The organism is Ruegeria sp. HKCCD6157 (assembly GCF_013110685.1).
GTDB lineage: Bacteria > Pseudomonadota > Alphaproteobacteria > Rhodobacterales > Rhodobacteraceae > Ruegeria.
The window spans coordinates 155,178-178,012 of sequence record NZ_WVRB01000003.1; the positions used below are offsets into that span (position 1 = coordinate 155,178).

A 22,835-nucleotide genomic window follows, 5' to 3' on the forward strand; every position below is an offset into this window, starting at 1 on the left:
TCTTCTTGACAGAATCGAAGCTTTGGACGCTAATTAGGCCAAGATGACGAAAAGCGTTGGCAAACAGCGCGAGATTGGCGGGACACACCCGTCTGAGGCAGACAGAGCGGTGAGAACGGGTATGCAGCTGGCTAAACCGGTCGGGCGAAATGCGGCGGCCTTGAAATACGATATTCTTTCTGCGCTCACCATATATGCGTTGTCAGGCGACAAGCATCGGCAACGCAGCGTACTGCGTATCATCGCATTGATTACGACACGATATAACTGGCGAAACAACGAATTATCGATTGGACGCGAAGAAATTTCGCGCCTTTGGTCAGTGAACGAAAGGACTGTAAAGCGCGAAATGGCCAGATTTCGCGCATTAGGTTGGGTAACGGTCAAACGGCCTGCTGCACGGGGCCGGGTCGCGGTCTATGAAATCGACCTCAAACAGATCATGATCGATACGCAGGAGGTCTGGCCGATCATAGGCTCCGATTTCCAGGCCCGGATGAGCGAGGATTCCGAGCCCGTAACAAATGTCGTGCCTTTCGCGGCAAAATCCCCGGGGCCTGAAATCAACACTCCCGAAGCCAAGCCCGAGGATGTCTGGTCGCAGGTGCAGTCAATCCTTCACGGCCGCGATCCCGAGCTGTGGGCGAGTTGGTTCCAGCATCTGTCCGAGTCGGAAAGGGCAGGGGGACGCGTCATTCTGGTTGCACCCTCGCGGTTCATGGCGGATTACATTGCACAGAAATGGACGGCACGATTGCTGGCCGCCTACAGCCGCGTCGATCCCAGTATCAGAACGGTTCATGTAAACGCAGCCGATTGAGGCTGTCAGGTGCGCAGCACGGCCGAGCAAAGGATGCATCATGATCAACCGAAATTTTCAACCATTTCGGGTCGAACAGTTTCTGTCCGAAACGGAACACGGGGTGGTCTTCAATTTCTCGGAAAGCGGCGTTCATCCCATGTCGTTGCAGGGATTGGTAGAGCTGGCCGGGATTGACCTCGACGCTCTGCTGACAACGATGATCGACTATCCGCAAGTCAATGGAAAGCAATCCGTGCGCGACACCATCGCAGGCTTGTATCCCGGGGCCTCGGCAGATGGGGTATTGGTCACGGTCGGCGCAACCGAAGCGAACACGCTGGTGGCCAACACCTTGTTGGAGCCCGGCGACAATGTTGTGTGTTTCCGACCGACCTATGAACAGATTTCAGGAAACGCCGCCAATCTGGGCAACGAAGTGCGTTGGGTCGATCTGATCGAATCCGCAGGGTGGGGCATAGACGCAGAGGCGCTGGAGAGGGTGGTCGATGACAGAACCCGCATCATCCATGTAGTGAACCCGAACAATCCAACGGGCCGTATTCTGACCGAAGCGGATCGCGCCTGTATCGTATCGGCTGCCGAGCGCGTTGGCGCCTGGATCGTTTCAGACGAGGTTTATGCCGGAACCGAGCGCGAAGGTGACACCGAAACGCCTTCGTTCTGGGGAAGTGCGGACAGGGTTCTTGTGGTGAACTCCATGTCCAAGGCCTATGGGCTTCCGGGGCTGAGGCTGGGATGGCTGGTTGGGCCCGAAGACATCATTCAGCACTGCTGGCGGCGGCACGAATATGCCTCGATCGCGGCATCCATGTTGTCGATGGAACTGGCGGACAAGGCGCTTGCCGAACCTGCACGGTCCAAGTTGAAGGCCCGCGCGCGCCGTCTGATCCGCACGGGGTTTGACGTTCTCACGGAAGAACTGGCGCGGCATCAGGGGGTGTTTTCAGTTGTACCACCTCAGGCGTCGGCCATGTCGTTCGTGCGGTTCAATCTACCGATCGCATCCGAGGCGTTCAGCATGCGCCTGTTGCGCGAAAAAGACGTGCTGGTCATTCCGGGGTCGCGGTTCGGGGTCGAGAACCATTTTCGGTTCAGCTCGGCCCTGCCCGAAGATCATCTGCGCAACGGGTTGGCAAAGTTGAATGATCTTACAGGAGACATCCTGAACGGACGCTGAGAGTTTGCCGCCGAATTGGTGCGAATGGTTCGGTGACATTTCTTTTGCCTTTTTCATACGTGTCGATAGGCTTCGCAAATGGAAGATTCACCTGTGCTTTCCGTCGAAAAACCGCCGCTGGATCACCTGGTCGGGTCCGCGGTGAAAACGCATCGCGCGCTGGCCGGGTTGACTCTGGCCGAATTGTCTCAGCGGTCCGGCGTGTCCACGGCGATGATTTCCAAGATCGAGCGCGGTCAGGTGTCAGCCTCACTGGCGACGCTTGAGGCCCTGGCCGGCGGAATCGGCGTTCCGTTGATCAACTTCTTCGCCGGCACGGTCGAACGCACGGATGTATCATTTGTGGCTGCGGGCGAAGGTGTAACCGTGCAACGGTTGGGCACCGGTTTCGGGCACAGTTACAAGCTGATCGGTCGGGCGGAAGCGAAACATGTCAGTTTCGAGAGTTTCAGCGTTACATTGGAAGGTCCGTTGGACGAACGCCCGCTTTACCAACATCAGGGTGTCGAATTCATTCACGTCACCGCCGGCGAAATGGTCTATGGCTGCGGTGAAGCCGCTTATCACATGCGGCCGGGCGACAGTCTGAGTTTTGATTCAAACGCCACTCATGGGCCGTTGGAGTTGAAAACTGACACGGTCAGCTTTGTCACCGTGGTTGCCAAGGCCGTGTCGGGCGACAATTGAAAAACGCCCGGCGACCAAGCCGGGCGTTAGGGAATCAAGGTGATCCGAGAAGAGTCAGAGACCCCATTTCTTGCGATTTTCCTCGAAGAACCCTTGCGCCTTTTTGACTTCGATCCAGTTGTTTACATAGTTGATCCACACCTGATCGGCCTGTGGCAGGATCATCGCGATGGGTGACGGCGAACGCGGGCCTGCATTCTTCACGCGTACCACCGGAAATTTCGCCTCGAGGGTCGAACCTTCGATGTTCGACGTAATGAAGACATCCGCGCGTCCTGCGATTACTTCCTGAAAACCGCGGGCCGGAGCCTCGACCACCTTGATATCTGCGTTCGGGAACCATTCGCGGACGCGCTTTTCGAATGTTGTGCCCAGGGTGGTCGCGACTTTTACTCCGGGCTGGTTGATCGAGTCATAACCGTCAAACTTGTCGGCCTTGTCCTTGGTCGTATAGGGGAAGAGTTCCACCGAAATATAGCTGTCGGAAAAACCTGCGACCTTCATGCGTGGCGGCGAAATCGATGCCGATCCGGTCAGGTGATACTTGCCTGCCACCACACCGTTGACCAGTGTTTTCCAGTCGGTGGGGACATATTCGACCTCGACCCCCAGATCGGCGGCCAGCTCGTTCATGATGTCGATGTCGTACCCTTTGTAGCTGTTGGTTGCAGGGTCGCGCAGCGACATGGGATTCCAATCGCCCGTGGTGCCCACCTTGAGCACGCCGGAATCCAGCACCTCGTTCAGTGCAGATTGCGCCTGCGCAGCGCCTGACAAGACAAGTCCAAGCGCAGCGGCTGCCGCAGCTTTCCAAAAAGTGTTCATCGGTTTCTCCCGTTGGTGGCGTTTCGACCTTGTGGCCGTATTCTTCATTGATTTAAGCCCAAAGGGAAAGATAACCTCAAGAAAATATTATACTGGGACTAAAACAGGGGCAGTTCATCTTATGCCAGACGCCGCAATCGAACTTGTGGGCGTGAACAAGTGGTTCGACACGTTTCACGTTCTCAAGGACATCAATCTGACGGTCAACAGCGGCGAAAAGGTGGTGATTTGCGGGCCTTCCGGGTCAGGAAAATCCACCGTTGTGCGATGTATCAACCAGTTGGAAAAACATCAGAAAGGCACCATCCGCGTAGATGGGATCGAGTTGACGGATGACGAGAAATCCGTGGCCAGAATCCGGTCCGAGGTTGGAATGGTGTTCCAGCAGTTCAACCTGTTCCCGCATCTGACCGTATTGGAAAACCTGACTTTGGGCCCGATCAAGGCGCGCGGTCTCGGCCGCAAAGAGGCAGAGGAAAAAGCGCGCCACTATCTGGACCGGGTGCACATTCCAGATCAGGCCGACAAAAAGCCCATTCATTTGTCGGGTGGTCAGCAGCAACGCGTCGCCATCGCCCGGTCGCTGTGCATGGAGCCACGTGTGCTGCTGTTTGACGAGCCGACTTCGGCACTGGACCCCGAGATGATCTCGGAAGTGTTGGACGTGATGGTCGAGTTGGCCAATGAGGGGATGACCATGGTGGTTGTCACGCATGAGATGGGGTTTGCCCGAAAGGTGGCCGACAAGATGATCTTCATGGATGCCGGTGAAATCGTCGAAGAAGGCAAGCCCGAACATTTCTTCACCAATCCTCAGTCCGATCGGTGTCGCAAATTCCTGTCCCAGATCCTGCAACACTGAGAGGGGCCGATGAAAAAACTTCTTCTCATTTTGCCTCTGCTTCTTCTGGCAGGCTGTTCGTCGTCGCAGACCTGGGGCTGGTACGTTATCGATCCGACGACGGCCTCGGGTTGGACCAATGTGAAATTCCTGATCTCGGGGATGGGCGCGACGATCCAGATTTCCCTGATCGCCGCCGTTCTGTCGATCGTCATCGGATTGCTGGTCGCCCTGCCGGGATTGTCCGAAAAACGTGGCTGGCGGGTTGTGAACCGGGTTTACGTGGAGTTCATCCGCGCCATTCCCCTGTTGCCGATGCTGTTCTGGGTGTTTTACGGCTTGCCCATCGTGTTTCAGTCGATGGGTCTGAACATCCCCATCGATCCCTTCTGGGGGGCGATCATAACGTTGGCGATTTCAGACAGCGCCTTTACGGCCGAGATCTATCGCGCAGGCATTCAATCCATTGCGCGTGGACAGCGCGAGGCAGCGCAGACCATCGGGCTGAACTATGTGCAGACCATGCGCTATGTGATCCTGCCGCAGGCGATCCGGCGCATTCTGCCGCCTTTGGCAAACCAGTTCATCTACATCGTCAAGATGAGCGCCTTTGCCAGCGTCATCGGGATGCAGGAACTGACCCGCCGCGCGAATGAATTGGTGGTGACGGAATACCGCCCGCTGGAAATCTATACCCTGCTGATTTTCGAATACCTGATCCTGGTTTTGATCATCTCAGCCGGGGTGCGCTGGCTGGAGCGTCGCATGGGCGCGGACGAGCGCGGATAAGGAGTGAAGAAATGAACTGGAAAGATTTCATGGCCGAGACCGAGGCCAATATCGGAACCCTCTCGAAAGAAGTGCCGGAAACCGTGCGCGGCTTTGGCATCATGGGCAAGGCGGCCAAGACTGACGGGGCGCTGAGCGAGAAAACCAAAGAGTTCATGGCGCTCGGCATTGCGATCGCGACCCGCTGCGACAGTTGCATCGGATTCCACGTGCGTGCGCTGGTTCGGCTGGGCGCCACCCGCGCTCAGATGTGCGAGGCGTTGGCCATGGCCACCTATATGGGCGGCGGGCCGTCCTATGCCTACAGCGCCAAGGCGCTCAGGGCTTTTGACGAGTTTTCGGAGTAAGAAACATGCGTCCTGATCTGGCCGGAGCAGAGGGGTTTATTCGCAACAGCTGGTACGTCGCCGGACGGTCCGAGGATTTTGGCCGCAGCCTGAGCGCCGTGCGAATGCTGGACGAAGAGATCGTGATCTACCGTGACACAGCGGGCAAAGCGATCGCGTTGGAGGATGCTTGCCCACATAGAAAGCTGCCGCTGTCTCGGGGCACCATCGAAGGGGATCATGTGGTTTGCGGCTATCACGGTCTGACATTCGGCTGCGGCGGTGAATGTGTCAGCGCCCCGACACAGCTGGACAATCCTCCGCGCCGCGCCGCCGTGCATGCGTACCCGGCCGAAGACCGCTGGGGGTTTCTTTGGCTGTGGATGGGGGTCCCGGACAAAGCCAGCGCAGACGATATCATCGACATCCCCAATTTCGACAACCCGTCCTGGGGCAAGACCCGGACCGGCGCGATGGAGATGGCGTGCCATTACCTTTACATTATCGACAACCTGCTGGATCCAAGCCATGTGGCCTGGGTGCATCTGACCTCGTTTGCCGGGGCGGGAACCGACAACCGCCCGCTGGATCTTGAAGAAACCGAAAGCGGCGTCATTGTTTCGCGCTGGATCGCGGATGAACCCGCGCCGCCCTACTATGCGCCGATACTGCCGTTTGGGCCAAGCTGCGACCGCAAGCAGCATTACGAATGCCGTCTGCCGTCCACTGCGATCAACATGTCCGTTTACACTCCGGCCGGAGAAGGCGGGGCGGATCGGCCGATGTCGCCCAATGCCTTTGTCAATATTTCGTACAACTTCATCACACCGGTCGATGCGGAAACATCGCGGTATTTCTGGTTCCAGCACCGCAACATGCACGCGGATGACACAGCCATGTCGCAGCGCATGTTCGAAGGCGCGGTCATGGCCTTCAACGAGGACAAAGAGGTTCTGGAACACGTTCAAACCGGCATGGCGCGGCGCAAGACCGGCTATATCAACCTCGGGCTGGACGCGGGCGCGATGCGGTTCCGCGCACGGGTTGCAAAGCTGATCGCACAGCAGGCCGACTGATCATCAGGCCGACAAGCGCCCGTTCGCGCCCTGGCCCACGTGTCGGGCCGGGGCGTCGAACACCGCTTTGATGCAGGGATACCGGTCGAGAATTTCAACCCCACCGGGCAACAGATCGGCCCGGAGAACACCGGCATCCCAGATCGCAACGCCATCCACCCGGATCGTCGGGTCCAGCACGTTCAGCGAAATCTCACCCGGCGCATAATGCCCGCATGTGTGAAAGTGCAGCAGACGCGGATTGCCAAAGGCAGATCCGCTCCAACGTTCAAAATTGCTTCGGGCCGGGGTGGTGTAGGCGCAGCCCGGATGGATACCTGCATGCCAGGAATGCATGGTCAGGGGATCAAGGTCGAACATCCTGCCGACTTTTTCGTAATGCATCTGCGCGCAATGCACATCCATGGGATGGCCGTCAAAACCGGTCAGGCGGTTGTTTTCGAACCGGATGGTCAGCGGTTCGCGCAGGTCACAGCCGTATGGTTTGTAGAATTTCGAACCGGTGCCGACCAGAAACCCGTCCTGAACCAGTACTCCGGAAAACCCCTGCGCGGGAACCGGGGCAAAGACCGACATCGGAAAACGCGCCACGCTGACATCCGCTGCACCTGCTGGGGGGAAGGCGGCGCCGGGGCCCGCGAAGTCAGTGCCCAATGGGCAGGTTACGTGGATGTACCGGGCATTGGCCAGCAGCCGGTTGACCGCGTTTTTCAGTTCAACGAACCCGGTGTAGTTGGCGCGCCCGAAACCCGAGGCCAGCATTCCGGCGTCCAGCGCATATGACATGATGGGCCGAACGTCCCTCATTCCCGCGTCGAAACGAATCTGATCGCCGGTGCGGGACAGAAACAAGGTGCGATCCGCCGCTTCCATCGCCGTTTTCAGATCCGCTGGCAGCGATGAACCCATGGGATCGAATGCGAGGGTTCGAACTGCGGTCTTGATCCGATTCTGTCGTGCGCAGTCTACGATAGCCTCGGTGATCTCGGCATCATAATACCCGTTGGCCGCATCTTCGCAGACCACAAGCAACTGGTCGCCCGCCGTCAGGCCGCCGCATCTGAACAACAGGTTTTCGGCACCCGCCATAAGCTCTGGACTGTGCATTCGCGTTGATCCTCAACAAAATCCCCCGCGCTGGTATTTTACATCTTTCACGTTTCCGTGATCCAGAAAAAATTTCACCTTAAGAAAAAAATTAACTGACATGCCTGTGGGCTTTGTACATAAGCTGAGCCCGAACAAGACAGGAGACACAGCAATGAGCGCTTGGATCGAGATGGTCTCGGACGACAAGGCCGAGGGCCGCCTGAAAGATCTGCTGGACAAGGCCCGCACCCCTCATGGCACCGTGGACACGGTCATGCGTGTGCATTCATTGCGGCCCGAAACGATGAACGGGCATGTGACGCTGTACCGTTCGGTCCTGCATTCCGATGACAACCAGTTGCCATTCTGGTTTCTCGAGGTTGTCGCCAGCTATACCTCGATCCTGAACGATTGCACCTATTCACTGACCCATCACTTCATGAACGTGCGCAACCTGCTGAAGGACCAGCCGCGCAGTGACCGGATCTTCGTCGCGCTCAAGGCGCATCGGCCCGAGGATGAATTCGAGGGCAAGGAACTGGCGCTGCTGCGCTATGCCGCCAAGCTGACGACGGATGTTGGCAAAATGGTCAAGTCCGACTTCGAAGCGCTCAAGATTGTAGGCTGTGAGGATGGCGAGATCCTGGAGGTCAATCAGGTCTGCGCCTATTTCAACTATTCAAACCGGTTGCTGAACGGGTTGGGTGCAACGACCGAGAATGATGTGATCGGCTATTACACCGGTGACGACTGACGAGTTGCGCCGGGTCTGGCCTTCGTGCCGAGGAACATCGTTTCGGGCGGGTCAGCCTGTTGTTTCAGGCTGTGACGGTTTCACGCCCCACGTGTTTTCTTCGGCTGTTTTGCGGATGATCGCGCCGATCTTCAACAGGTTTTCGCTGAGCGGGTTGGTCTTGCGCCAGATCAGACCAATGGTCCGCGTCGGCGGCGTGTCCTGAAACCGGGCAATGGACACATCCGCAGATCGGGTTTCCAGCCCGACCGCCATTTCCGGTATCAGGGTCACACCGATGCCGGCGCCGACCATCTGAACCAGTGTGGAAAGCGAACTGCCCTCCATGATGTGCTGCGGTTCGATGTTGCGGATCGAACAGAAGGACAAGGCCTGATCCCTGAAGCAATGCCCCTCTTCCAGCAACAGCAGGCGCATGGTTCTGAGCTGCGAGGAACTTGGCATCGGCAGGTTGGCATCCTGCGCCGGGCGAACCAGCAGAAAATCTTCGTTGAATAGCGAGAACTCTCGGAGGTTGGGTTCCGAGACGGGCAGGGCAACGACACCGAAATCCAGTTTCGAATCCAGTATTTCTCCGATCAACGTCTTGGTTATCGTTTCCTTGGGTTCGATGGTCAGTTGTGGGAAACGCTGCGACAGAGCTTTGATGATCGAGGGCAGAAGATAGGGCGCGACCGTGGGAATAACCCCGATTCTGATGCGGCCGGACAGGGGGCCCGAGGGAGATTGCACCAATTTCCCCAGATCCTCGACCCGGGTCAGGATTTCGCGGCCATGTTTCAGCACGTCTTCGCCAAGTGCTGTCAGGCGGGTTTGCCGGGCCGCGCGTTCGACCAGCGGCCCCCCCATGATTGCTTCCAGCTCTTTGATTTGTATGGAAAGCGCGGGCTGCGATATCGCGCTGGCCGCGGCGGCCTTGCCAAAGTGGCCGTGCGTGGCGAGCGCCTCGAAATAGCGCAGATGTTTGAGGGTGAGTGCCTTCATATGAAGAATTTATCACAACGATAGTAATTACAAATTTCCAATTATCGAAGCCGTGGGGTACGAGTCAAGTTATCTGAACCCCTAGGTAAATACTCAGGAGATTTACAATGGACGGTACCCCCCACAATCACCAATCCGGCGGCTGCCCTGTCATGCATGGCGGCAATACTGGTACGGGCAATTCCGTCACCAAGTGGTGGCCGGATGCGCTGAACCTGGACATTCTGAGCCAGCACGACACGCGCACCAACCCGATGGATGCGGATTACAATCACCGAGAAGCGGTCAAGGGGCTGGATTTCAAGGCGGTTCGTGCCGATGTCGAGGCGTTGCTGACCGACAGCCAGGACTGGTGGCCGGCTGACTGGGGTCACTATGGCGGGCTGATGATCCGTCTGGCGTGGCACTCGGCCGGGTCTTACCGTCTGGGGGATGGTCGAGGTGGCGCCGGTTCGGGCAACATCCGGTTCGCGCCGCTGAATTCATGGCCGGACAATGCAAGCCTGGACAAAGCCCGCCGTCTGCTGTGGCCGGTGAAAAAGAAATACGGCAACGCGCTGTCCTGGGCCGATCTGATCGTTCTGTCGGGCACGGTGGCCTATGAATCCATGGGATTGAAGACCTTTGGTTTCGGTTTTGGTCGCGAAGACATCTGGGGCCCCGAGAAAGATGTTTACTGGGGTTCTGAAAACCAGTGGCTGGCCCCGTCCGAGAATCGCTATGGCGATCTGGAAACCCCCGGCACGCTGGAAAACCCTCTGGGTGCGGTGCATATGGGTCTGATTTATGTGAACCCCGAAGGCGTGAACGGCAATCCGGATCCGGCGAAAACAGCGCTGCATATCCGTGAAACCTTTGCGCGTATGGCGATGAATGACGAAGAGACCGCGGCATTGACCTGCGGGGGGCATACCGTCGGCAAAGCGCATGGTGCGATGCCCGGCGACGATATCGGCGCCGAGCCCGAAGCCTGCCCGGTGTCCAGCCAGGGGCTGGGATGGGAAAACCCTGATCAGAACGGCAAAGCGGCCAACGCCTTTACCTCGGGGATCGAAGGGGCGTGGACGAAAGAGCCGTTGAAATTTGACATGGGCTATTTCGACTACCTGTTCGGCTACGAGTGGGAACTGGGCAAATCACCCGCCGGTGCCCATCAGTGGCAGCCCGTCGACATGCCCGAAGACGAAAGGCCGGTTGACCCGACCGACCCCTCTGTTCGTCGCATGCCGATGATGACCGATGCGGATATGGCGATGAAGGTCGACCCGACCTACAACGCGATCTGTCAGAAATTCATGGCGGATCCGGACTATTTTGCCGATACATTTGCACGTGCCTGGTTCAAGTTGACTCACCGCGACATGGGTCCGCGCGTCAACTATTATGGCCCGGACGTGCCGTCGGAAGATCTGATCTGGCAGGATCCGATCCCGGCCGGTTCGACAGATTACGACATAGATGCCGTCAAGGCCAAGATCGCAGACAGCGGCCTGACCATCGCCGAGATGATCACCACCGCCTGGGACAGTGCCCGAACCTTCCGCGGGTCGGACAAGCGCGGCGGAGCAAATGGCGCGCGCATGCGACTGGCGCCGCAAAAGGACTGGGCAGGCAACGAACCCGAACGTCTTGCAAAAGTGCTGGGTGTGCTGGAGCCGATCGCGGCCGAAACCGGCGCCTCGGTTGCCGACGTGATCGTTCTGGCGGGCAATGTCGGCCTGGAGCAGGCGATCAAGGCCGCAGGCTTTGACGTGGCGGTTCCGTTCTCGGCCGGTCGCGGCGACGCGTCGATCGAGCAGACCGATGTGGACAGCTTCTCGGTACTTGAGCCGCTGGCGGACGGGTTCCGCAACTGGCAGCTGAAGGAATACGCGGTCTCGCCAGAGGCGATGATGCTGGATCGCGCGCAACTGCTGGGTCTGACCGCGGCCGAGATGACCGTTCTGGTCGGTGGTCTGCGTGTGTTGGGTGCCAACCATGGCGGATCGCCGCATGGCGTCTTCACCGACCGGGTGGGCCAGCTGACAACCGACTTTTTCGTCAACCTGACGGATATGTCGCTGAGCTGGCATCCGGTTGACGGAGGCACCTATGAACTGCGCGACCGCGCCTCGGGTGAGGTCAAGTTCACCGCAACCAGCGCAGATCTGGTCTTCGGTTCGAACTCGATCCTGCGCAGCTATGCTGAGGTCTACGCTCAGGACGACAATGCCGAGAAGTTCGTGCGCGACTTTGTGGCGGCATGGACCAAGATCATGAACAACGACCGGTTCGATCTGGTTGCCTGAATCATGTAACAAATCAGGCGGGGACACCCTCGCCTGATTTTCTTTTCAGGGGGCTGCATCCGCTGATCCCCGCTTTGCCGAGACTCGCTCACACGGTCATGAAGAGATCTTTGTACCGGTCACGCAGAATGTTCTTTTGAACCTTGCCCATCGTGTTGCGGGGCAGTTCATCCAGAACGATAAGCTTGCGCGGATGCTTGAACCGGGCCAGACCTTCGCGGACCGCGCCCGTTATCGCTTCCGGATCAGGAGTCTGGCCGGGCTCTGCCACGATGACACCAACAACCGTTTCACCGAAATCGGGATGTTGCACGCCGATCACGGCGCTTTCCAGAACACCGGGTTGATCATCGAGAACCATCTCGATCTCTTTTGGGTAGATGTTGTAGCCGCCCGAAATGATCAGATCCTTGTTGCGACCGACGATATGGACGTACCCATCCTCGTCGATGCGGCCCAGATCACCGGTGATAAAAAAGCCGTTGTCGCGCAGTTCGGCAGCGGTTTTTTCAGGCATCTGCCAATACCCTTTGAACACGTTGGGCCCGCGCACTTCAATTATGCCGACCTCGCCCGCAGGCAGGGTATTGCCGTCTGAATCACAGATCTTCAGTTCGACCCCGGGCAGCGGGTGCCCGACCGTTCCGGCGCGCCGCTCGCCGTCATATGGGTTTGAGGTGTTCATGTTGGTTTCAGTCATGCCATAGCGTTCAAGGATGCGATGACCCGTTCGTTCTTCGAACTGCACATGGGTTTCCGCCCGCAGCGGTGCCGATCCGGAAACGAACAGGCGCATATGGGTGGCCAGTTCCCTGGTAAAACGCGGGTCGTCCAACAGGCGCGTATAGAAGGTTGGGACGCCCATCATCGACGTGGCACAGGGCAATTTGTCGATGATCTGGTCCAGATCGAATTTGGGCAGCCAGATCATGCATCCACCTGCGGCCAGCATGATATTGGTCGCGACGAACAGCCCGTGCGTGTGAAAGATCGGCAGGGCATGCAGCAGCACATCCTGCGAGGTGAAGCGCCATTCCTTGACCAGTGTCCGTGCGTTCGACAGCAGATTGTTCTGGGTCAGCATGGCGCCCTTGGACCGGCCTGTGGTTCCCGACGTGTAAAGGAATGCTGCCAGATCCTCGCCATCGCGGGCGACGGTTTCGAAACGTGTCGGCATGGTCGCGGCCAAATCTGTCAGAGACCCGGTGCCATCCGCGTTCAGTGTCTCTACCCGGGCGCCCAGCTGCGCGCCGACAGGGGTGAGTTTTCCTTCTCTTTCGGTGTCGCAGATAATCAGCGAGGCCCCGCTGTTTTCGATGAAATAGGTCAATTCATCGACCGTGTAGGCGGTATTCAGCGGCAGGAACACCAGACCGGCCTGGGCGCAGGCAGCATAAAGCGCCAGCGCCTCGGGGGTTTTTTCAACCTGCGCCGCAACGCGGTCACCGGGGTTCAGGCCCAAATGCGTGGCCACATGCGCAATCTGCGCCGCTTTGCCGAGGAAATCCTGGTGAGAGATCGTTGTCCCGTCCAGCAGCTGCAAAAAAGGTGTGCCTTTGCCGGCGTGGATGCCGAACAGGCCGTCATACAGAGGGTTAGCCATCAGGTTTACCTTTCTTGAGATATGAAAAGAGAGGTGGATGCAGCGAGGAAATTGATCTCGAATGGGGCGATCATCTCATGGGTCGTGGCGAATTGGTTTTGCTACTGGGCAACACGGGTCATTTCATACAGGTAGTTCACCAAAGTGCCAACGGATCGGGCCGTGATTGCGTTGCCGTGAACCGAATGAACAAAAGCATTGTTACCCAAATGAAACTGTGCAATTGGATCCAGGGGCGTGTGCTTCATTCCCCTGACACGGCGCAGTTGCAACCGCCGACACCCTGCTGTGCAACGTGCTTTCAGAGTATCGGCGGGTGTCGACTGATTTCCCTATGAGAAGTGTTCCGGCAGCAATGCATCCGGCAGATTCTGATAGCAGACAGGACGCAAGAAACGTCGGATCGACAATGTGCCCACGGATGTGGCACCGAAATTGGTCGAAGCCGGGTAGGGGCCGCCATGGACCATGCTGTCACATACCTCGACCCCCGTGGGGAAGCCATTGGCCAACACACGCCCGGCTTTGCGTTCAAGGATCGGCAACAGGGACTGCGCCATGCCCATGTCGGCCTCGTCCATATGCAGGGTGCAGGTCAGCTGCCCGTGCAATCCGCGCGCGACATCGTGCATTTCGTCGGGTGTCTCGGCAGTCACGATGATGCCCAGCGGGCCAAACACCTCTTCCGCGAGGGATGTGTTGGCCAGCCAGGTTGCGGCGCTTGTTCGGTAAAGGAAAGGTGTCGCATTGCGCTGATCGCATGTCGAAGCCAGAACCTCGTGAACGCCAGCGGTTTCAGCAACACGGGCCTGACCGTTGCGATAGGCTTTGGCTATGCCGTCGGTCAGCATGGTCTGCGCCGGAACTTCGGTCAATGCGGCCTGTGCGATCTCGGCGAAACGGTCCGTTGCTTCACCTGCGGGCATCACGACGACGCCCGGGTTGGTGCAGAACTGACCAGCGCCCATCGTCAGCGAGCCGGCCCAGCCTTTGGCGATGTCTTCACCCCGGTTCGCCAGTGCCGCATCCAGAATGAACATGGGGTTTACCGATCCAAGCTCGCCAAAAAACGGAATCGGTTCGGGGCGCGCGGCGCACAGATCGAACAGGGCGCGACCGCCCGCAAGCGATCCGGTGAACCCGACCGCCTTGACCAGAGGGTGCTGCACCAAGGCAGAACCCACAGCCGGGCCGCCGTCCTGGATCAGGCTGAAAACGCCGGGATGAATGTTGCAACGGTGGATGGCCGCATGGATGGCTTCGGCGATGATCTCGCCGGTGCCCGGATGGGCGCCGTGGCCTTTGACGACAACCGGGCAGCCGGCAGCCAGTGCGGCGGCCGTGTCCCCCCCGGCGGTGGAAAATGCCAGCGGGAAATTTGATGCGCCGAACACCGCGACCGGGCCGATCGGGCGCTGGATCGTTTTCAGATCGGGTCGGGGCAGGGGTGCACGGTCCGGCAGTGCGCTGTCGTGGCGCCGGTCCAGATAATCGCCGCTGAGGATATGCGTTGCGAACAGCCTCAGCTGCCCCGACGTGCGGCCCCGCTCACCTTGCAGCCGAGCCTCGGGCAGGCCGGTTTCCTGAGTGCCAATCTCGGTGATTGCATCGGCGCGCGCTTCGATCTCGTCGGCAATGGCGTTCAGAAAGGCGGCACGTTCTTCACGAGTGGAACAGCCATAACTCCAAAACGCCTCTTCCGCGGCCTGCGCAGCGGCGTCGACGTCTGAAATGCGGCCTTTCGAAAAGTCATGCGATGGCCCATGTGCGGGTTGTGATGCAAAGAAATCGTCACCAGCAAGCCAGTTGCCGGCGATCAGATGCTTGCCATGCGGGGTAAAGGTCATTTGGGCCTCGTATTTCGGGATGTCCAGGTTAATGGATAATGTATCCAAAACGGCAGGACATGCAAGACCGCCCTAGGGTTCGTCTGTCCCGCGCTTCGAGGCGATCATTTCCAGAAGCTGTTCCTTGGTCCGGCGAATATGCTGGGCCAAGACCTCGCAGGCTTTGTCCACATTGCCTTCCCGGGCCAGCCGTAACAGATCACGGTGTTCCTTTTTTGCGGGTTCGCGCTGTTTCATCACGCTCAGGTGCATCCTGACATAGCGATCCGATTGCAGGTTGACGCGGTCCAGCAATTCGTTGGTCAGCTTCCGCTGTGACGCCGCATAAAGCGCCGAGTGATACTGATAGTTCAATATCCCCCACTTGCCGACGTCATTTTCATCATACGACGCTTCCATCTGCTTGAGGATTTCGTCGCAACGCGCAAATTCCCCTGGGCCCATATTCGGGATGGCCCGGCGGAACAGATCAACTTCGATCAGGATGCGAAGATCGAAAATTTCACCGATTTCGTCGAGGGAATGCTTGGTCACCGAGCCGCCGCGATTGTTGGCCCATTGCACCAGACCTTCGGCATTCAGGCGCTTCAGCGCCTCGCGGATCGGCATGCGAGAGACATCATATTCCTCGGCCAGTGCTTCCTGCCGGATCGTCTCACCCTCGGCGAGTTCGCCGCTGAGGATACGTTCACGCAGATCATTTGCGATGACGTCCGGTAGGCTTTGTTTCGTGATCGCGCGTTTTCCTGCCATTTCCAATATCCCGCCACGGTTTTTGGATACAATTACCCGCAATCACGGACTTTTCCAAGCCGAACTTGGATTTCGACCCATGTTCAACCCCTGCCCGAGATTTGAAAAAAGGCCTGAATCTGATGATGAAACCGCAACGAGGCCGCGTATCTTCAGACTTTTCCGTTTTCGAAAACCGTGCCTGCTGACGTCAAACGCCCCAGGTGTCAGACAAGCGATATCCACCGGGCCATGGATCGTCAGGGTCCAACATGTGCTGATGAATTCCGGTGATCCAACCGCGACCGCTGATTTCCGGAACGATCGCCGCGCGGCCACCGACCTGCGCAGTGTCAATGATCCGCCCGGTGAATCGCGATCCGATGATCGAGACAGCCTCGAAGGTCTGGCCGGGTTTCATCACCCCCTTGGCCGCCATCAGCGCCATGCGCGCGGATACAGCGGTGCCCGTCGGCGAACGGTCGACCTTACCCGGCTGGATCGCCACGGCGGACTTGCCGCTCAGGCCGGTTTCCGTTTCATTCAACGGGCCGCAAAAGGCGCAGAACGATATATGATCCCAGTCCGGGTTCTCGGGATGCGAGAATCCAAGCTGCTCATTGGCGGCGTTTGTGATCTTAACCCCCAGCCGGGCAATGTCGCGGGCCTCGTGGTCGACGATTGCGAACCCAAGCGCCTGCGCATCGACGACCACGAAACTGTCGCCGCCATAAGCGGTGTCTACCGTGATCGTGCCCAGTCCGGATACCTCAAGCGGGACGGACAGCTTGTCGGCGAAACTGGGCAGGTTCTGGACAAAGATGCGCTGTGCCTTGCCATCGCGGCATTCCGCACGTACCCGGACCAACCCGCCCGGTGCCTCGAGCACCATATGGGTTTCCGGTTCGTGCATTGGAATGATCCCGCCATCCAGCAACACGGTTGAGACACAGATCGAGTTGGACCCCGACATGGGCGGCGTGTCTTCGGGTTCCATGATGATCCAGGCGGCGTCCGCCTCGGGGTGTTTTGGCGGAACCAGAAGGTTGACATGCCGGAACACACCGCCGCGTGGTTCGTTCAGAACAAAGTTGCGCAGGGTCTGGTCCCGCGCAATGAAGCTTCGCTGTTCCCAGAGAGTGTCGCCCGGCGGTGGGGCGACACCCCCGACGATGACATCCCCAACCTCACCTTCGGCATGGGCCGAGATCACATGTACGGTTTTGCTGCTGCGCATGTTTACCTCAGCTATATTGCGCGACAGGGGCACCCAGCGCGTCGAAGATCGGTGTCACGCCCAGACCGGGGCGATCTGCTGCGGTCATCCGGCCATTGACTCGCTTTGGCGCGCCCTCGGCGATGTCCACGGTACCATAGGAATTGAAATCGGTGGCCGAGAACGTGAACTCGGACGGTGTCGACCGCGCCAGATGAGCGATGGCGGCGGTGGTGATATCGCCCCCCCAGGTGTCTTCGATGGTCATCGGGATACCATGTGCGACGCACAGATCGCGCATCAGCCTTGCTTTGCTCAAACCTCCTACCTTTGAGATTTTCAGGTTGATCACGTCCATGGCGTCCTCGGCAATGCCGCGGACCAATGTGTTGGGCGTGTCGATGACCTCATCCATCACGAAGGGCAGCGCGGTGCGCCGGCGGATCGACACGCATTCCTCATAAGTCAAACAGGGTTGTTCCACATAGACATCCATACCCGCGATGGCGCCTACGACACGCGCGGCCTCGTGCCGGGTCCAGCCAGTGTTGGCATCCGCCACCAGCAGGTCGGTCTTTTTCAGAACCGCGCGGGTGGCGTGAATGCGGTCGATGTCGTCATTGGCGTCGCCGCCCACTTTCAGTTGAAACTTCGTATAGCCTTCGGCCGCATAACCTTCGATCTTTTGCGCCATGATGTCCGGTGCTTCCTGGCTGATCGCGCGATACAGCACCACGTCCTGTTGCGCGTCGCCGCCCAACAGGGTGTAAAGGGGTTGCCCGGTCGCCTTGCCCAGCAGATCCCAGCAGGCGATATCAACAGGCGCCTTGGCATAAGGGTGGCCACGCAGGGCGCCATCCATGGTGCGATTGATCTGGCCGATATTCAGCGGATCCTGCCCGATCAGATGTGGCGACAATTCCGCCAGCCCGGCCCTGACGCCCAGTGCAAAGGACGGAAGATAAGCCGATCCCAGCGGGCAGCATTCGGCATACCCCTTGAGACCTTCATCCGTGATGATCTCGAGAACGGTGCTGTCGAAGACTTCGACATAGTTGCCATTGGACCAGCTATAGCGACCTTCCTTCAGCGGCAGATCCACCTGATATACGTTCAGTGCAGTGATTTTCATGTGGTGTTCTCCTGATCAGAAGCGTGTGGATGCGAAAGGCTTCATGTCGAGCGCGGGTTTTGTGTTCGTGACCAGATCCGCGACCAGTTCCGCCGTGCCTGCGGATTGCGTCAAACCCAGATGGCCATGTCCGAAGGCGTAAGACACCTGTGGCGCACGCGCCGAGCGGTCGATCAGCGGCAAACTGTCGGGCAGCGACGGCCGAAAGCCCATCCATTGCGTGCCGCCTTCCAAGTTCAGGCCAGGCATGAAGCGCCCGGCCTTTGCCAGAAGCGCGTCGGCGCGTTTGTAATTGGGCGGCAGTTCCAGCCCGCCCAACTCGACCGCGCCACCGATGCGCACACCGCCGTTGATCCGCGTCACCACAAAGCCGTGGCCACCGAATGTCAGATGGGTGCGCAGATCAAAGGCCCCTTGGGGCAGGGTCGTGTTGTACCCGCGCTCGGTTTCCAGAGGGATGCGATCACCCAGGGTTTTCGCCAGGTGATGAGACCACGCCCCGGCGGCCACGATCACCTGTCTTGCATCAATTTCACCGATCGAAGTCGTCAGACGAACGCCCGCGTCCATGGGTGTGAGCGCGCTGATCGTCGCGATTTCGACCTGACCGCCACGGGCGGTGAACCGGGTGGCTAAATGTCTTGTCCAGCTGGCCGGATCGACCGTGTTCATCCAGGTGGGTGTAAAACCCGCATGGGTAAATCGTCGGTCAAGCCCGGGCTGGATTTCCGCAATCGCGTCGGGGTTGTCCAGCAGGTCAAAGGGGATGCCGCGATCCTTGCGCCTGTCCCATGTGGGCAGACTGGCGCGGAATTCTGCTTCACCCTCGAACACCTGCAACTGGCCGTCGCGTTGCATCAGCGCTTCGCCATCGACATCCGCGATCTGGCGTTCCAGCGCCGCGCGGCTGTGATCCATCAAAGCAGCCTGCGCAGACAAGGCCGCAGCATAGCGATCCTGCCAACTGGCCCGCCAGAACCGCAGCATCCACGGCGCGATGTTCAAAGCGTAAGAAGGAGGAATTGAAAGTGGACCCAGCGGGTCAAACAGCCATTTCGGAGCCTTGCGCATGATCCCGGGGGTGGCCAATGGCACGATGTCGGTGAAGGCAAAGGCTCCGGCATTGCCCTTCGAGGCACCGGCTCCTACGCCTTCGCGATCCAGCACCAGCACGCGCCTGCCGCGTTTTTGCAATTCAAGTGCGGTGCTGATGCCGATGATACCGGCACCGATCACAACGATATCCGTCGGGTTGTCTTGCAGCATGGCCAGATCTTCTCAAACTGTGGTTCGGTTCCGGGGGCTGGATCGCGCCAGTCCCCGATAATTTTGTCAAAGAAGGATCCCACCGCGGAACGGATCGTTTTGCGCGAAAATCAATCGGCCCTCGGCCATGATATGCGCCTGCCCGGTCAGGGTCGGAATTACGCCGCCATTGGGACCGGGCTGAAAGCTCAGCCGGTAAGAGCTGCCGATCACGCTTTCCTGCACGATCTCTTGCCCCGGAACCAGAACCCCATCCGCCGCCAGACAGGCCAGACGCGCAGAACTGCCGGTCCCGCACGGGGATCGGTCATATTGATCGTCCGGGCACAGGACGAAATTTCTGCTGTGAATGTCTTTGCCCGGGGATTTGTCCTGCAAGATCACGTGGTCCACCGGTTCCCCGTTTTCGCCACGCACGTTCTGGTCGATGCAGGCTTTGCGAATTGCAATGGTCAGATCGGTGAGGGCACGGATGTTGCCGGGCGTCACGTCCATCGGGCTGGGATCGACAATGAAGAACCAGTTGCCACCATAGGCCAGATCGCCGGTCACTTTTCCATGGCCTTCGACCTCAACCGACACCGAAGCCCTGACCCGGCGGCTTTCGATATTGGTGACGCGCACCGTATTGGCGTCCAACAGGTCAACCGAGATGACGCCGGCCGGCGTTTCGACCCTGTGCGTCCCCGGACCGATCCAGCCCAGATGGGCCAGAGTGACCCCAAGGCCGATGGTGCCGTGACCGCACATGCCCAGAACGGCGTCGGCATCGAAATAGATCACGCCGGTTTCGCAGCCAGACGTTTCCGGGGCGACCAGAAGCGCCCCGACCATGCCGGGTTGACCGCGTGGTTCCAGAAGGACCGATTTGTAGAAATCCTTGTGCTCGGTGGCCAGGCGCTGCGCGCGCTCGGCCAGCGGGCCCGACCCCAGATCGGGGCCGCCGTTCAGGATGACCCGCGTGGGCATGCCTCCGGTGTGGCTGTCGATCACATGCATTCAGCGATGACCCCGCCCTGGCTGGACCAGTCGGTAAACCAGGTGCGGAACAATCTGTATTGCTGTTCGCAATAATTGCGCTGGGCATCCGTCAACTCGTCGGTTTCGTTGAAGTGCAAGCGGTATTCCTCTTCACCGTTCAGGACCAGCAGGTGCTTGTAGTACAGCACCAGATCGGTGCCTTCGTCAAAGCTGGCCAGCACGCCAAAGGCTTCTTCAAGCTCGCGCGCGCGCAGGCGCGCTTCGGCATGGCCCGCCGCCGCTTTCTGGCACAGGGCGGCCAGCAGCAGTGCCTCCTTGGGCAGGGCGGTACCGATACCGGTAATCGAACCCGTGGCGCCGCAGTTGACGAAGCCATGATAAACCTCGGTGTCCACGCCCACCATCAGCGTGACCTGATCATCTTTCGAGGTGATGTGTTCCGCGGCGTAGCGCAGGTCGCCTTTGCCTCCGAATTCCTTGAACCCGACAAGGTTCGGATGATCTGCACGCAATTCCAGGAACAAATCAGCACGGGTGGCGAAGCCGTAGACGGGGCTGTTGTATATGATGGCCGGGATATCCGGCGCGGCTGATAGGATTGCCTTGAAATGGTTGCGCTGTGCCGGGATGGACGATCCGCGCGACAGCACACGTGGGATGACCATAAGCCCTGCCGCGCCGACCTTTTGCGCATGTGCAGCCAGCGCCACGGCAGATTTCGAGTTTATCGCACCGGTGCCGACGACGACAGGAAGGCCGGCGTCGATCAGGCGTTCGACACCTTGCATGCGTTCGGCATCCGACAGCAACGGCCAGTCGCCCATCGAGCCGCAATACACCACGGCCGACATGCCGGCCTCGATCATTTCCTTCCCCTTTTTCACCAGGGCATCGAAATCCGGGGTCCGGTCGGCTTTGCACGGGGTCATCAGGGCTGGCATGGTGCCGGTAAAGATATTCTTGGACATGAAGGTGATCTTCCTCGTTGTTTCAGGGGGCCAGTGCACTCAGCGCACGTTGGCCAGGAATTTACGGGTGTGTTCGGATTGCGCATCACCGAATATCTGCCCGGGCGGACCGATCTCTTCCATCACGCCCTGATGGAAGAAAGCAACCCGGTCCGACACATCGCGTGCGAAACCCATCTCGTGCGTGACACAGATCATGGTCATCCCTTCTTCGGCCAAAAGGCGCATCGTGTCGAGAACCTCGCCCACCAGTTCAGGATCCAACGCTGACGTCGCCTCATCAAACAGCATGTATTCCGGCTCCATCGCCAGCGCGCGGGCGATGGCCAGACGCTGTTGCTGGCCACCCGAAAGGGCGGATGGGTAGACGCCCAGCTTTTCGCCCAGGCCAACATGGGTCAGTTGGCGGGCGGCGATATCGCGGGCTTCTGATTTTGACAGTCCCTTGACGATCTTGGGGGCCAGCGCGACGTTTTCCAATGCGGTCAGGTGGGGAAAGCTGTTCCATTGCTGAAACACCATTCCCAGCTTTGTGCGCAGCTTGTTGATATCGGTGCCTTTGGCATGAACATCCGTGCCATCCACTATGACCGAGCCTTGCTGGATCGGTTCCAGCCCGTTGATGCAATACAGCAGGGTCGATTTGCCGGAGCCCGATGCGCCGATCACCGACAGGACCTCTCCTTTCTGCACATCCAGATCGATGCCCTTCAGCACATGCAGCGCGCCGAAATACTTGTGCAGGTCGCGAATTTCGATCATTGGGCCCACCTTTTTTCAAGAGACGCGGAATAGCGCGAAATCGGATAGCTGAGCGCGAAATAGAACGCGCCTGCGATTGTCAGGATCAGGAAAGGTTCCTGCGTCCGGGTGATCAGGATCTGACTGGCCTTGAGCAGTTCGACATAGCCCAGCACCGAAACCAACGCGCTGTCCTTCATCACTCCCAGTGCGACACCGACCCAGGCCGGGAACACCGCGCGCCCGCCGATCGGGAAGACGACATAGCGCAGATCCTGCCAATAGGTCATGCCCAGACTGCGCGCGGCACGGCGCATCGGCGCACCGACGGCCTCGATCCCGCCGCGTGCGACATTCGCAACCAAGGCGGCCGTGTAGATCGACAGGATCACCACGCCCGAGGCGAACGGATCCAGATTGAGCCCGACAATGGGCGCAAAGCTGTAGAACAGCACCAGTTGGATGATCAGCGGGACGGAACGGAAAACATCCAGAAACGGGGCCACTGTCAGGGCTGCGGCCAGCTTGCCCTCGTACAGGATCCACCCGCATACCACGCCAAGAAGCGTTCCGATGGATATCGACAGAACCGAAATCCAGAGTGTCCGCAGAGCCGCTTCGCCCAGAAACCACAGATCATTGATGGTGAAGCCGCTGAAAAAGCTGACAGTGGGTTCCATCCGAGCGTCC

Annotated in this window: 23 protein-coding genes; 9 read left to right on the forward strand and 14 right to left on the reverse strand. The window is 59.0% G+C overall.

Going from position 1 to position 22,835, the window contains the following annotated elements; translation table 11 throughout:
• Window positions 1–349: 349 nt before the first annotated feature.
• The 3 genes from GS612_RS12625 (at window position 350) to GS612_RS12635 (ending at window position 2,687) form a co-directional block, all read left to right on the forward strand.
• A complete protein-coding gene (locus GS612_RS12625; protein WP_253283585.1) occupies window positions 350–820 on the forward strand; it encodes a DnaA N-terminal domain-containing protein in 471 nt (156 codons plus the stop codon).
• 40 nt (window positions 821–860) lie between these two features.
• Window positions 861–2,000, forward strand: a complete 1,140-nt coding sequence (locus GS612_RS12630; protein ID WP_171640750.1) for an aminotransferase class I/II-fold pyridoxal phosphate-dependent enzyme — start codon at window positions 861–863, stop codon at window positions 1,998–2,000.
• 78 nt (window positions 2,001–2,078) lie between these two features.
• Window positions 2,079–2,687, forward strand: a complete 609-nt coding sequence (locus tag GS612_RS12635; RefSeq protein ID WP_171229335.1) for a helix-turn-helix domain-containing protein — start codon at window positions 2,079–2,081, stop codon at window positions 2,685–2,687.
• A gap of 54 nt (window positions 2,688–2,741) precedes the next feature.
• Here the strand turns inward: GS612_RS12635 and GS612_RS12640 are convergent, their stop codons facing one another.
• Window positions 2,742–3,512 (reverse strand): transporter substrate-binding domain-containing protein, encoded by a 771-nt coding sequence (locus tag GS612_RS12640; protein WP_170345137.1) that lies wholly within the window; start codon window positions 3,510–3,512, stop codon window positions 2,742–2,744.
• Between the two features lie 121 nt (window positions 3,513–3,633).
• On the opposite strand from GS612_RS12640, the gene GS612_RS12645 reads away from it, so the two are divergent.
• The 4 genes from GS612_RS12645 to GS612_RS12660 are packed head-to-tail and all read left to right on the forward strand — an operon-like array spanning window position 3,634 to window position 6,544.
• A complete protein-coding gene (locus tag GS612_RS12645) occupies window positions 3,634–4,374 on the forward strand; it encodes an amino acid ABC transporter ATP-binding protein (protein WP_171118224.1) in 741 nt (246 codons plus the stop codon).
• Window positions 4,375–4,383: 9 nt separating this feature from the next.
• Window positions 4,384–5,142, forward strand: a complete 759-nt coding sequence (locus GS612_RS12650) for an amino acid ABC transporter permease (RefSeq protein WP_171118222.1) — start codon at window positions 4,384–4,386, stop codon at window positions 5,140–5,142.
• A gap of 11 nt (window positions 5,143–5,153) precedes the next feature.
• Complete coding sequence (locus tag GS612_RS12655) at window positions 5,154–5,489, forward strand: carboxymuconolactone decarboxylase family protein (RefSeq protein ID WP_171640753.1); 336 nt, start codon at window positions 5,154–5,156, stop codon at window positions 5,487–5,489.
• Window positions 5,490–5,494: 5 nt separating this feature from the next.
• On the forward strand, window positions 5,495–6,544 hold the full coding sequence (locus GS612_RS12660; RefSeq protein WP_171640755.1) for an aromatic ring-hydroxylating dioxygenase subunit alpha: 1,050 nt from the start codon (window positions 5,495–5,497) through the stop codon (window positions 6,542–6,544).
• A gap of 3 nt (window positions 6,545–6,547) precedes the next feature.
• Here the strand turns inward: GS612_RS12660 and GS612_RS12665 are convergent, their stop codons facing one another.
• The gene (locus GS612_RS12665; RefSeq protein ID WP_171640757.1) at window positions 6,548–7,651 is read right to left on the reverse strand and encodes a hypothetical protein; all 1,104 of its coding nucleotides are present in this window, start codon (window positions 7,649–7,651) and stop codon (window positions 6,548–6,550) included.
• Between the two features lie 154 nt (window positions 7,652–7,805).
• Here GS612_RS12665 and GS612_RS12670 point away from each other — a divergent pair, with 154 nt between their 5' ends.
• The gene (locus GS612_RS12670) at window positions 7,806–8,387 is read left to right on the forward strand and encodes a peroxidase-related enzyme (RefSeq protein ID WP_171640760.1); all 582 of its coding nucleotides are present in this window, start codon (window positions 7,806–7,808) and stop codon (window positions 8,385–8,387) included.
• 51 nt (window positions 8,388–8,438) lie between these two features.
• On the opposite strand, the gene GS612_RS12675 is transcribed toward GS612_RS12670, so the two are convergent.
• Window positions 8,439–9,371, reverse strand: a complete 933-nt coding sequence (locus GS612_RS12675; protein ID WP_171640762.1) for a hydrogen peroxide-inducible genes activator — start codon at window positions 9,369–9,371, stop codon at window positions 8,439–8,441.
• A 107-nt stretch (window positions 9,372–9,478) separates the two neighbouring features.
• Between GS612_RS12675 and katG the strand changes: the two genes are divergently transcribed.
• Window positions 9,479–11,659: a catalase/peroxidase HPI gene (gene katG / locus GS612_RS12680; protein ID WP_171640764.1), complete on the forward strand. Its 2,181-nt coding sequence runs from the start codon at window positions 9,479–9,481 to the stop codon at window positions 11,657–11,659.
• 88 nt (window positions 11,660–11,747) lie between these two features.
• On the opposite strand, the gene GS612_RS12685 is transcribed toward katG, so the two are convergent.
• The 11 genes from GS612_RS12685 to GS612_RS12735 all read right to left on the reverse strand — a co-directional run bounded on the left by GS612_RS12685 (window position 11,748) and on the right by GS612_RS12735 (window position 22,825).
• Window positions 11,748–13,262, reverse strand: a complete 1,515-nt coding sequence (locus tag GS612_RS12685; RefSeq protein WP_171640766.1) for a malonyl-CoA synthase — start codon at window positions 13,260–13,262, stop codon at window positions 11,748–11,750.
• A 101-nt stretch (window positions 13,263–13,363) separates the two neighbouring features.
• Window positions 13,364–13,510, reverse strand: coding sequence for a malonyl-CoA decarboxylase domain-containing protein (locus tag GS612_RS12690; RefSeq protein ID WP_171640768.1), 147 nt, complete (start codon window positions 13,508–13,510; stop codon window positions 13,364–13,366).
• Between the two features lie 84 nt (window positions 13,511–13,594).
• Window positions 13,595–15,109, reverse strand: coding sequence for an aldehyde dehydrogenase (NADP(+)) (locus GS612_RS12695; protein WP_171641032.1), 1,515 nt, complete (start codon window positions 15,107–15,109; stop codon window positions 13,595–13,597).
• A 72-nt stretch (window positions 15,110–15,181) separates the two neighbouring features.
• The gene (locus GS612_RS12700; protein WP_152460603.1) at window positions 15,182–15,862 is read right to left on the reverse strand and encodes a GntR family transcriptional regulator; all 681 of its coding nucleotides are present in this window, start codon (window positions 15,860–15,862) and stop codon (window positions 15,182–15,184) included.
• Between the two features lie 190 nt (window positions 15,863–16,052).
• A complete protein-coding gene (locus GS612_RS12705) occupies window positions 16,053–17,078 on the reverse strand; it encodes a proline racemase family protein (protein WP_171640770.1) in 1,026 nt (341 codons plus the stop codon).
• A 7-nt stretch (window positions 17,079–17,085) separates the two neighbouring features.
• Complete coding sequence (locus tag GS612_RS12710; RefSeq protein ID WP_171640772.1) at window positions 17,086–18,189, reverse strand: cis-3-hydroxy-L-proline dehydratase; 1,104 nt, start codon at window positions 18,187–18,189, stop codon at window positions 17,086–17,088.
• A gap of 15 nt (window positions 18,190–18,204) precedes the next feature.
• Window positions 18,205–19,455, reverse strand: coding sequence for an FAD-binding oxidoreductase (locus tag GS612_RS12715; protein WP_171640774.1), 1,251 nt, complete (start codon window positions 19,453–19,455; stop codon window positions 18,205–18,207).
• Window positions 19,456–19,521: 66 nt separating this feature from the next.
• On the reverse strand, window positions 19,522–20,454 hold the full coding sequence (locus tag GS612_RS12720) for a proline racemase family protein (RefSeq protein ID WP_171640776.1): 933 nt from the start codon (window positions 20,452–20,454) through the stop codon (window positions 19,522–19,524).
• Window positions 20,445–21,404, reverse strand: coding sequence for a dihydrodipicolinate synthase family protein (locus GS612_RS12725; RefSeq protein ID WP_171640778.1), 960 nt, complete (start codon window positions 21,402–21,404; stop codon window positions 20,445–20,447). Before GS612_RS12725 ends, GS612_RS12720 begins: the two co-directional genes overlap by 10 nt.
• 39 nt (window positions 21,405–21,443) lie before the next feature.
• Entirely contained in the window at window positions 21,444–22,166 is a 723-nt protein-coding gene (locus tag GS612_RS12730) for an amino acid ABC transporter ATP-binding protein (RefSeq protein WP_171614696.1), read from the reverse strand.
• Window positions 22,163–22,825, reverse strand: a complete 663-nt coding sequence (locus tag GS612_RS12735) for an amino acid ABC transporter permease (protein ID WP_171640780.1) — start codon at window positions 22,823–22,825, stop codon at window positions 22,163–22,165. The genes GS612_RS12730 and GS612_RS12735 overlap by 4 nt, the downstream gene beginning before the upstream one ends.
• Window positions 22,826–22,835: the final 10 nt, after the last annotated feature.

What these genes read in the sequence shown, in the direction of transcription:
- GS612_RS12650 (WP_171118222.1), top strand. Translation starts at nt 4,384, where the DNA reads ATGAAAAAACTTCTTCTCATTTTGCCTCTGCTTCTTCTGGCAGGCTGT.
- GS612_RS12710 (WP_171640772.1), bottom strand. Translation starts at nt 18,189, where the DNA reads ATGAAAATCACTGCACTGAACGTATATCAGGTGGATCTGCCGCTGAAG.
- GS612_RS12730 (WP_171614696.1), bottom strand. Translation starts at nt 22,166, where the DNA reads ATGATCGAAATTCGCGACCTGCACAAGTATTTCGGCGCGCTGCATGTG.
- GS612_RS12625 (WP_253283585.1), top strand. Translation starts at nt 350, where the DNA reads ATGGCCAGATTTCGCGCATTAGGTTGGGTAACGGTCAAACGGCCTGCT.
- GS612_RS12720 (WP_171640776.1), bottom strand. Translation starts at nt 20,454, where the DNA reads ATGCATGTGATCGACAGCCACACCGGAGGCATGCCCACGCGGGTCATC.
- GS612_RS12645 (WP_171118224.1), top strand. Translation starts at nt 3,634, where the DNA reads ATGCCAGACGCCGCAATCGAACTTGTGGGCGTGAACAAGTGGTTCGAC.
- GS612_RS12715 (WP_171640774.1), bottom strand. Translation starts at nt 19,455, where the DNA reads ATGCTGCAAGACAACCCGACGGATATCGTTGTGATCGGTGCCGGTATC.
- GS612_RS12725 (WP_171640778.1), bottom strand. Translation starts at nt 21,404, where the DNA reads ATGTCCAAGAATATCTTTACCGGCACCATGCCAGCCCTGATGACCCCG.
- GS612_RS12635 (WP_171229335.1), top strand. Translation starts at nt 2,079, where the DNA reads ATGGAAGATTCACCTGTGCTTTCCGTCGAAAAACCGCCGCTGGATCAC.
- GS612_RS12735 (WP_171640780.1), bottom strand. Translation starts at nt 22,825, where the DNA reads ATGGAACCCACTGTCAGCTTTTTCAGCGGCTTCACCATCAATGATCTG.
- GS612_RS12660 (WP_171640755.1), top strand. Translation starts at nt 5,495, where the DNA reads ATGCGTCCTGATCTGGCCGGAGCAGAGGGGTTTATTCGCAACAGCTGG.
- GS612_RS12695 (WP_171641032.1), bottom strand. Translation starts at nt 15,109, where the DNA reads ATGACCTTTACCCCGCATGGCAAGCATCTGATCGCCGGCAACTGGCTT.
- GS612_RS12685 (WP_171640766.1), bottom strand. Translation starts at nt 13,262, where the DNA reads ATGGCTAACCCTCTGTATGACGGCCTGTTCGGCATCCACGCCGGCAAA.
- katG (WP_171640764.1), top strand. Translation starts at nt 9,479, where the DNA reads ATGGACGGTACCCCCCACAATCACCAATCCGGCGGCTGCCCTGTCATG.
- GS612_RS12690 (WP_171640768.1), bottom strand. Translation starts at nt 13,510, where the DNA reads ATGAAGCACACGCCCCTGGATCCAATTGCACAGTTTCATTTGGGTAAC.
- GS612_RS12670 (WP_171640760.1), top strand. Translation starts at nt 7,806, where the DNA reads ATGAGCGCTTGGATCGAGATGGTCTCGGACGACAAGGCCGAGGGCCGC.
- GS612_RS12665 (WP_171640757.1), bottom strand. Translation starts at nt 7,651, where the DNA reads ATGCACAGTCCAGAGCTTATGGCGGGTGCCGAAAACCTGTTGTTCAGA.
- GS612_RS12640 (WP_170345137.1), bottom strand. Translation starts at nt 3,512, where the DNA reads ATGAACACTTTTTGGAAAGCTGCGGCAGCCGCTGCGCTTGGACTTGTC.
- GS612_RS12630 (WP_171640750.1), top strand. Translation starts at nt 861, where the DNA reads ATGATCAACCGAAATTTTCAACCATTTCGGGTCGAACAGTTTCTGTCC.
- GS612_RS12705 (WP_171640770.1), bottom strand. Translation starts at nt 17,078, where the DNA reads ATGCGCAGCAGCAAAACCGTACATGTGATCTCGGCCCATGCCGAAGGT.
- GS612_RS12700 (WP_152460603.1), bottom strand. Translation starts at nt 15,862, where the DNA reads ATGGCAGGAAAACGCGCGATCACGAAACAAAGCCTACCGGACGTCATC.
- GS612_RS12675 (WP_171640762.1), bottom strand. Translation starts at nt 9,371, where the DNA reads ATGAAGGCACTCACCCTCAAACATCTGCGCTATTTCGAGGCGCTCGCC.
- GS612_RS12655 (WP_171640753.1), top strand. Translation starts at nt 5,154, where the DNA reads ATGAACTGGAAAGATTTCATGGCCGAGACCGAGGCCAATATCGGAACC.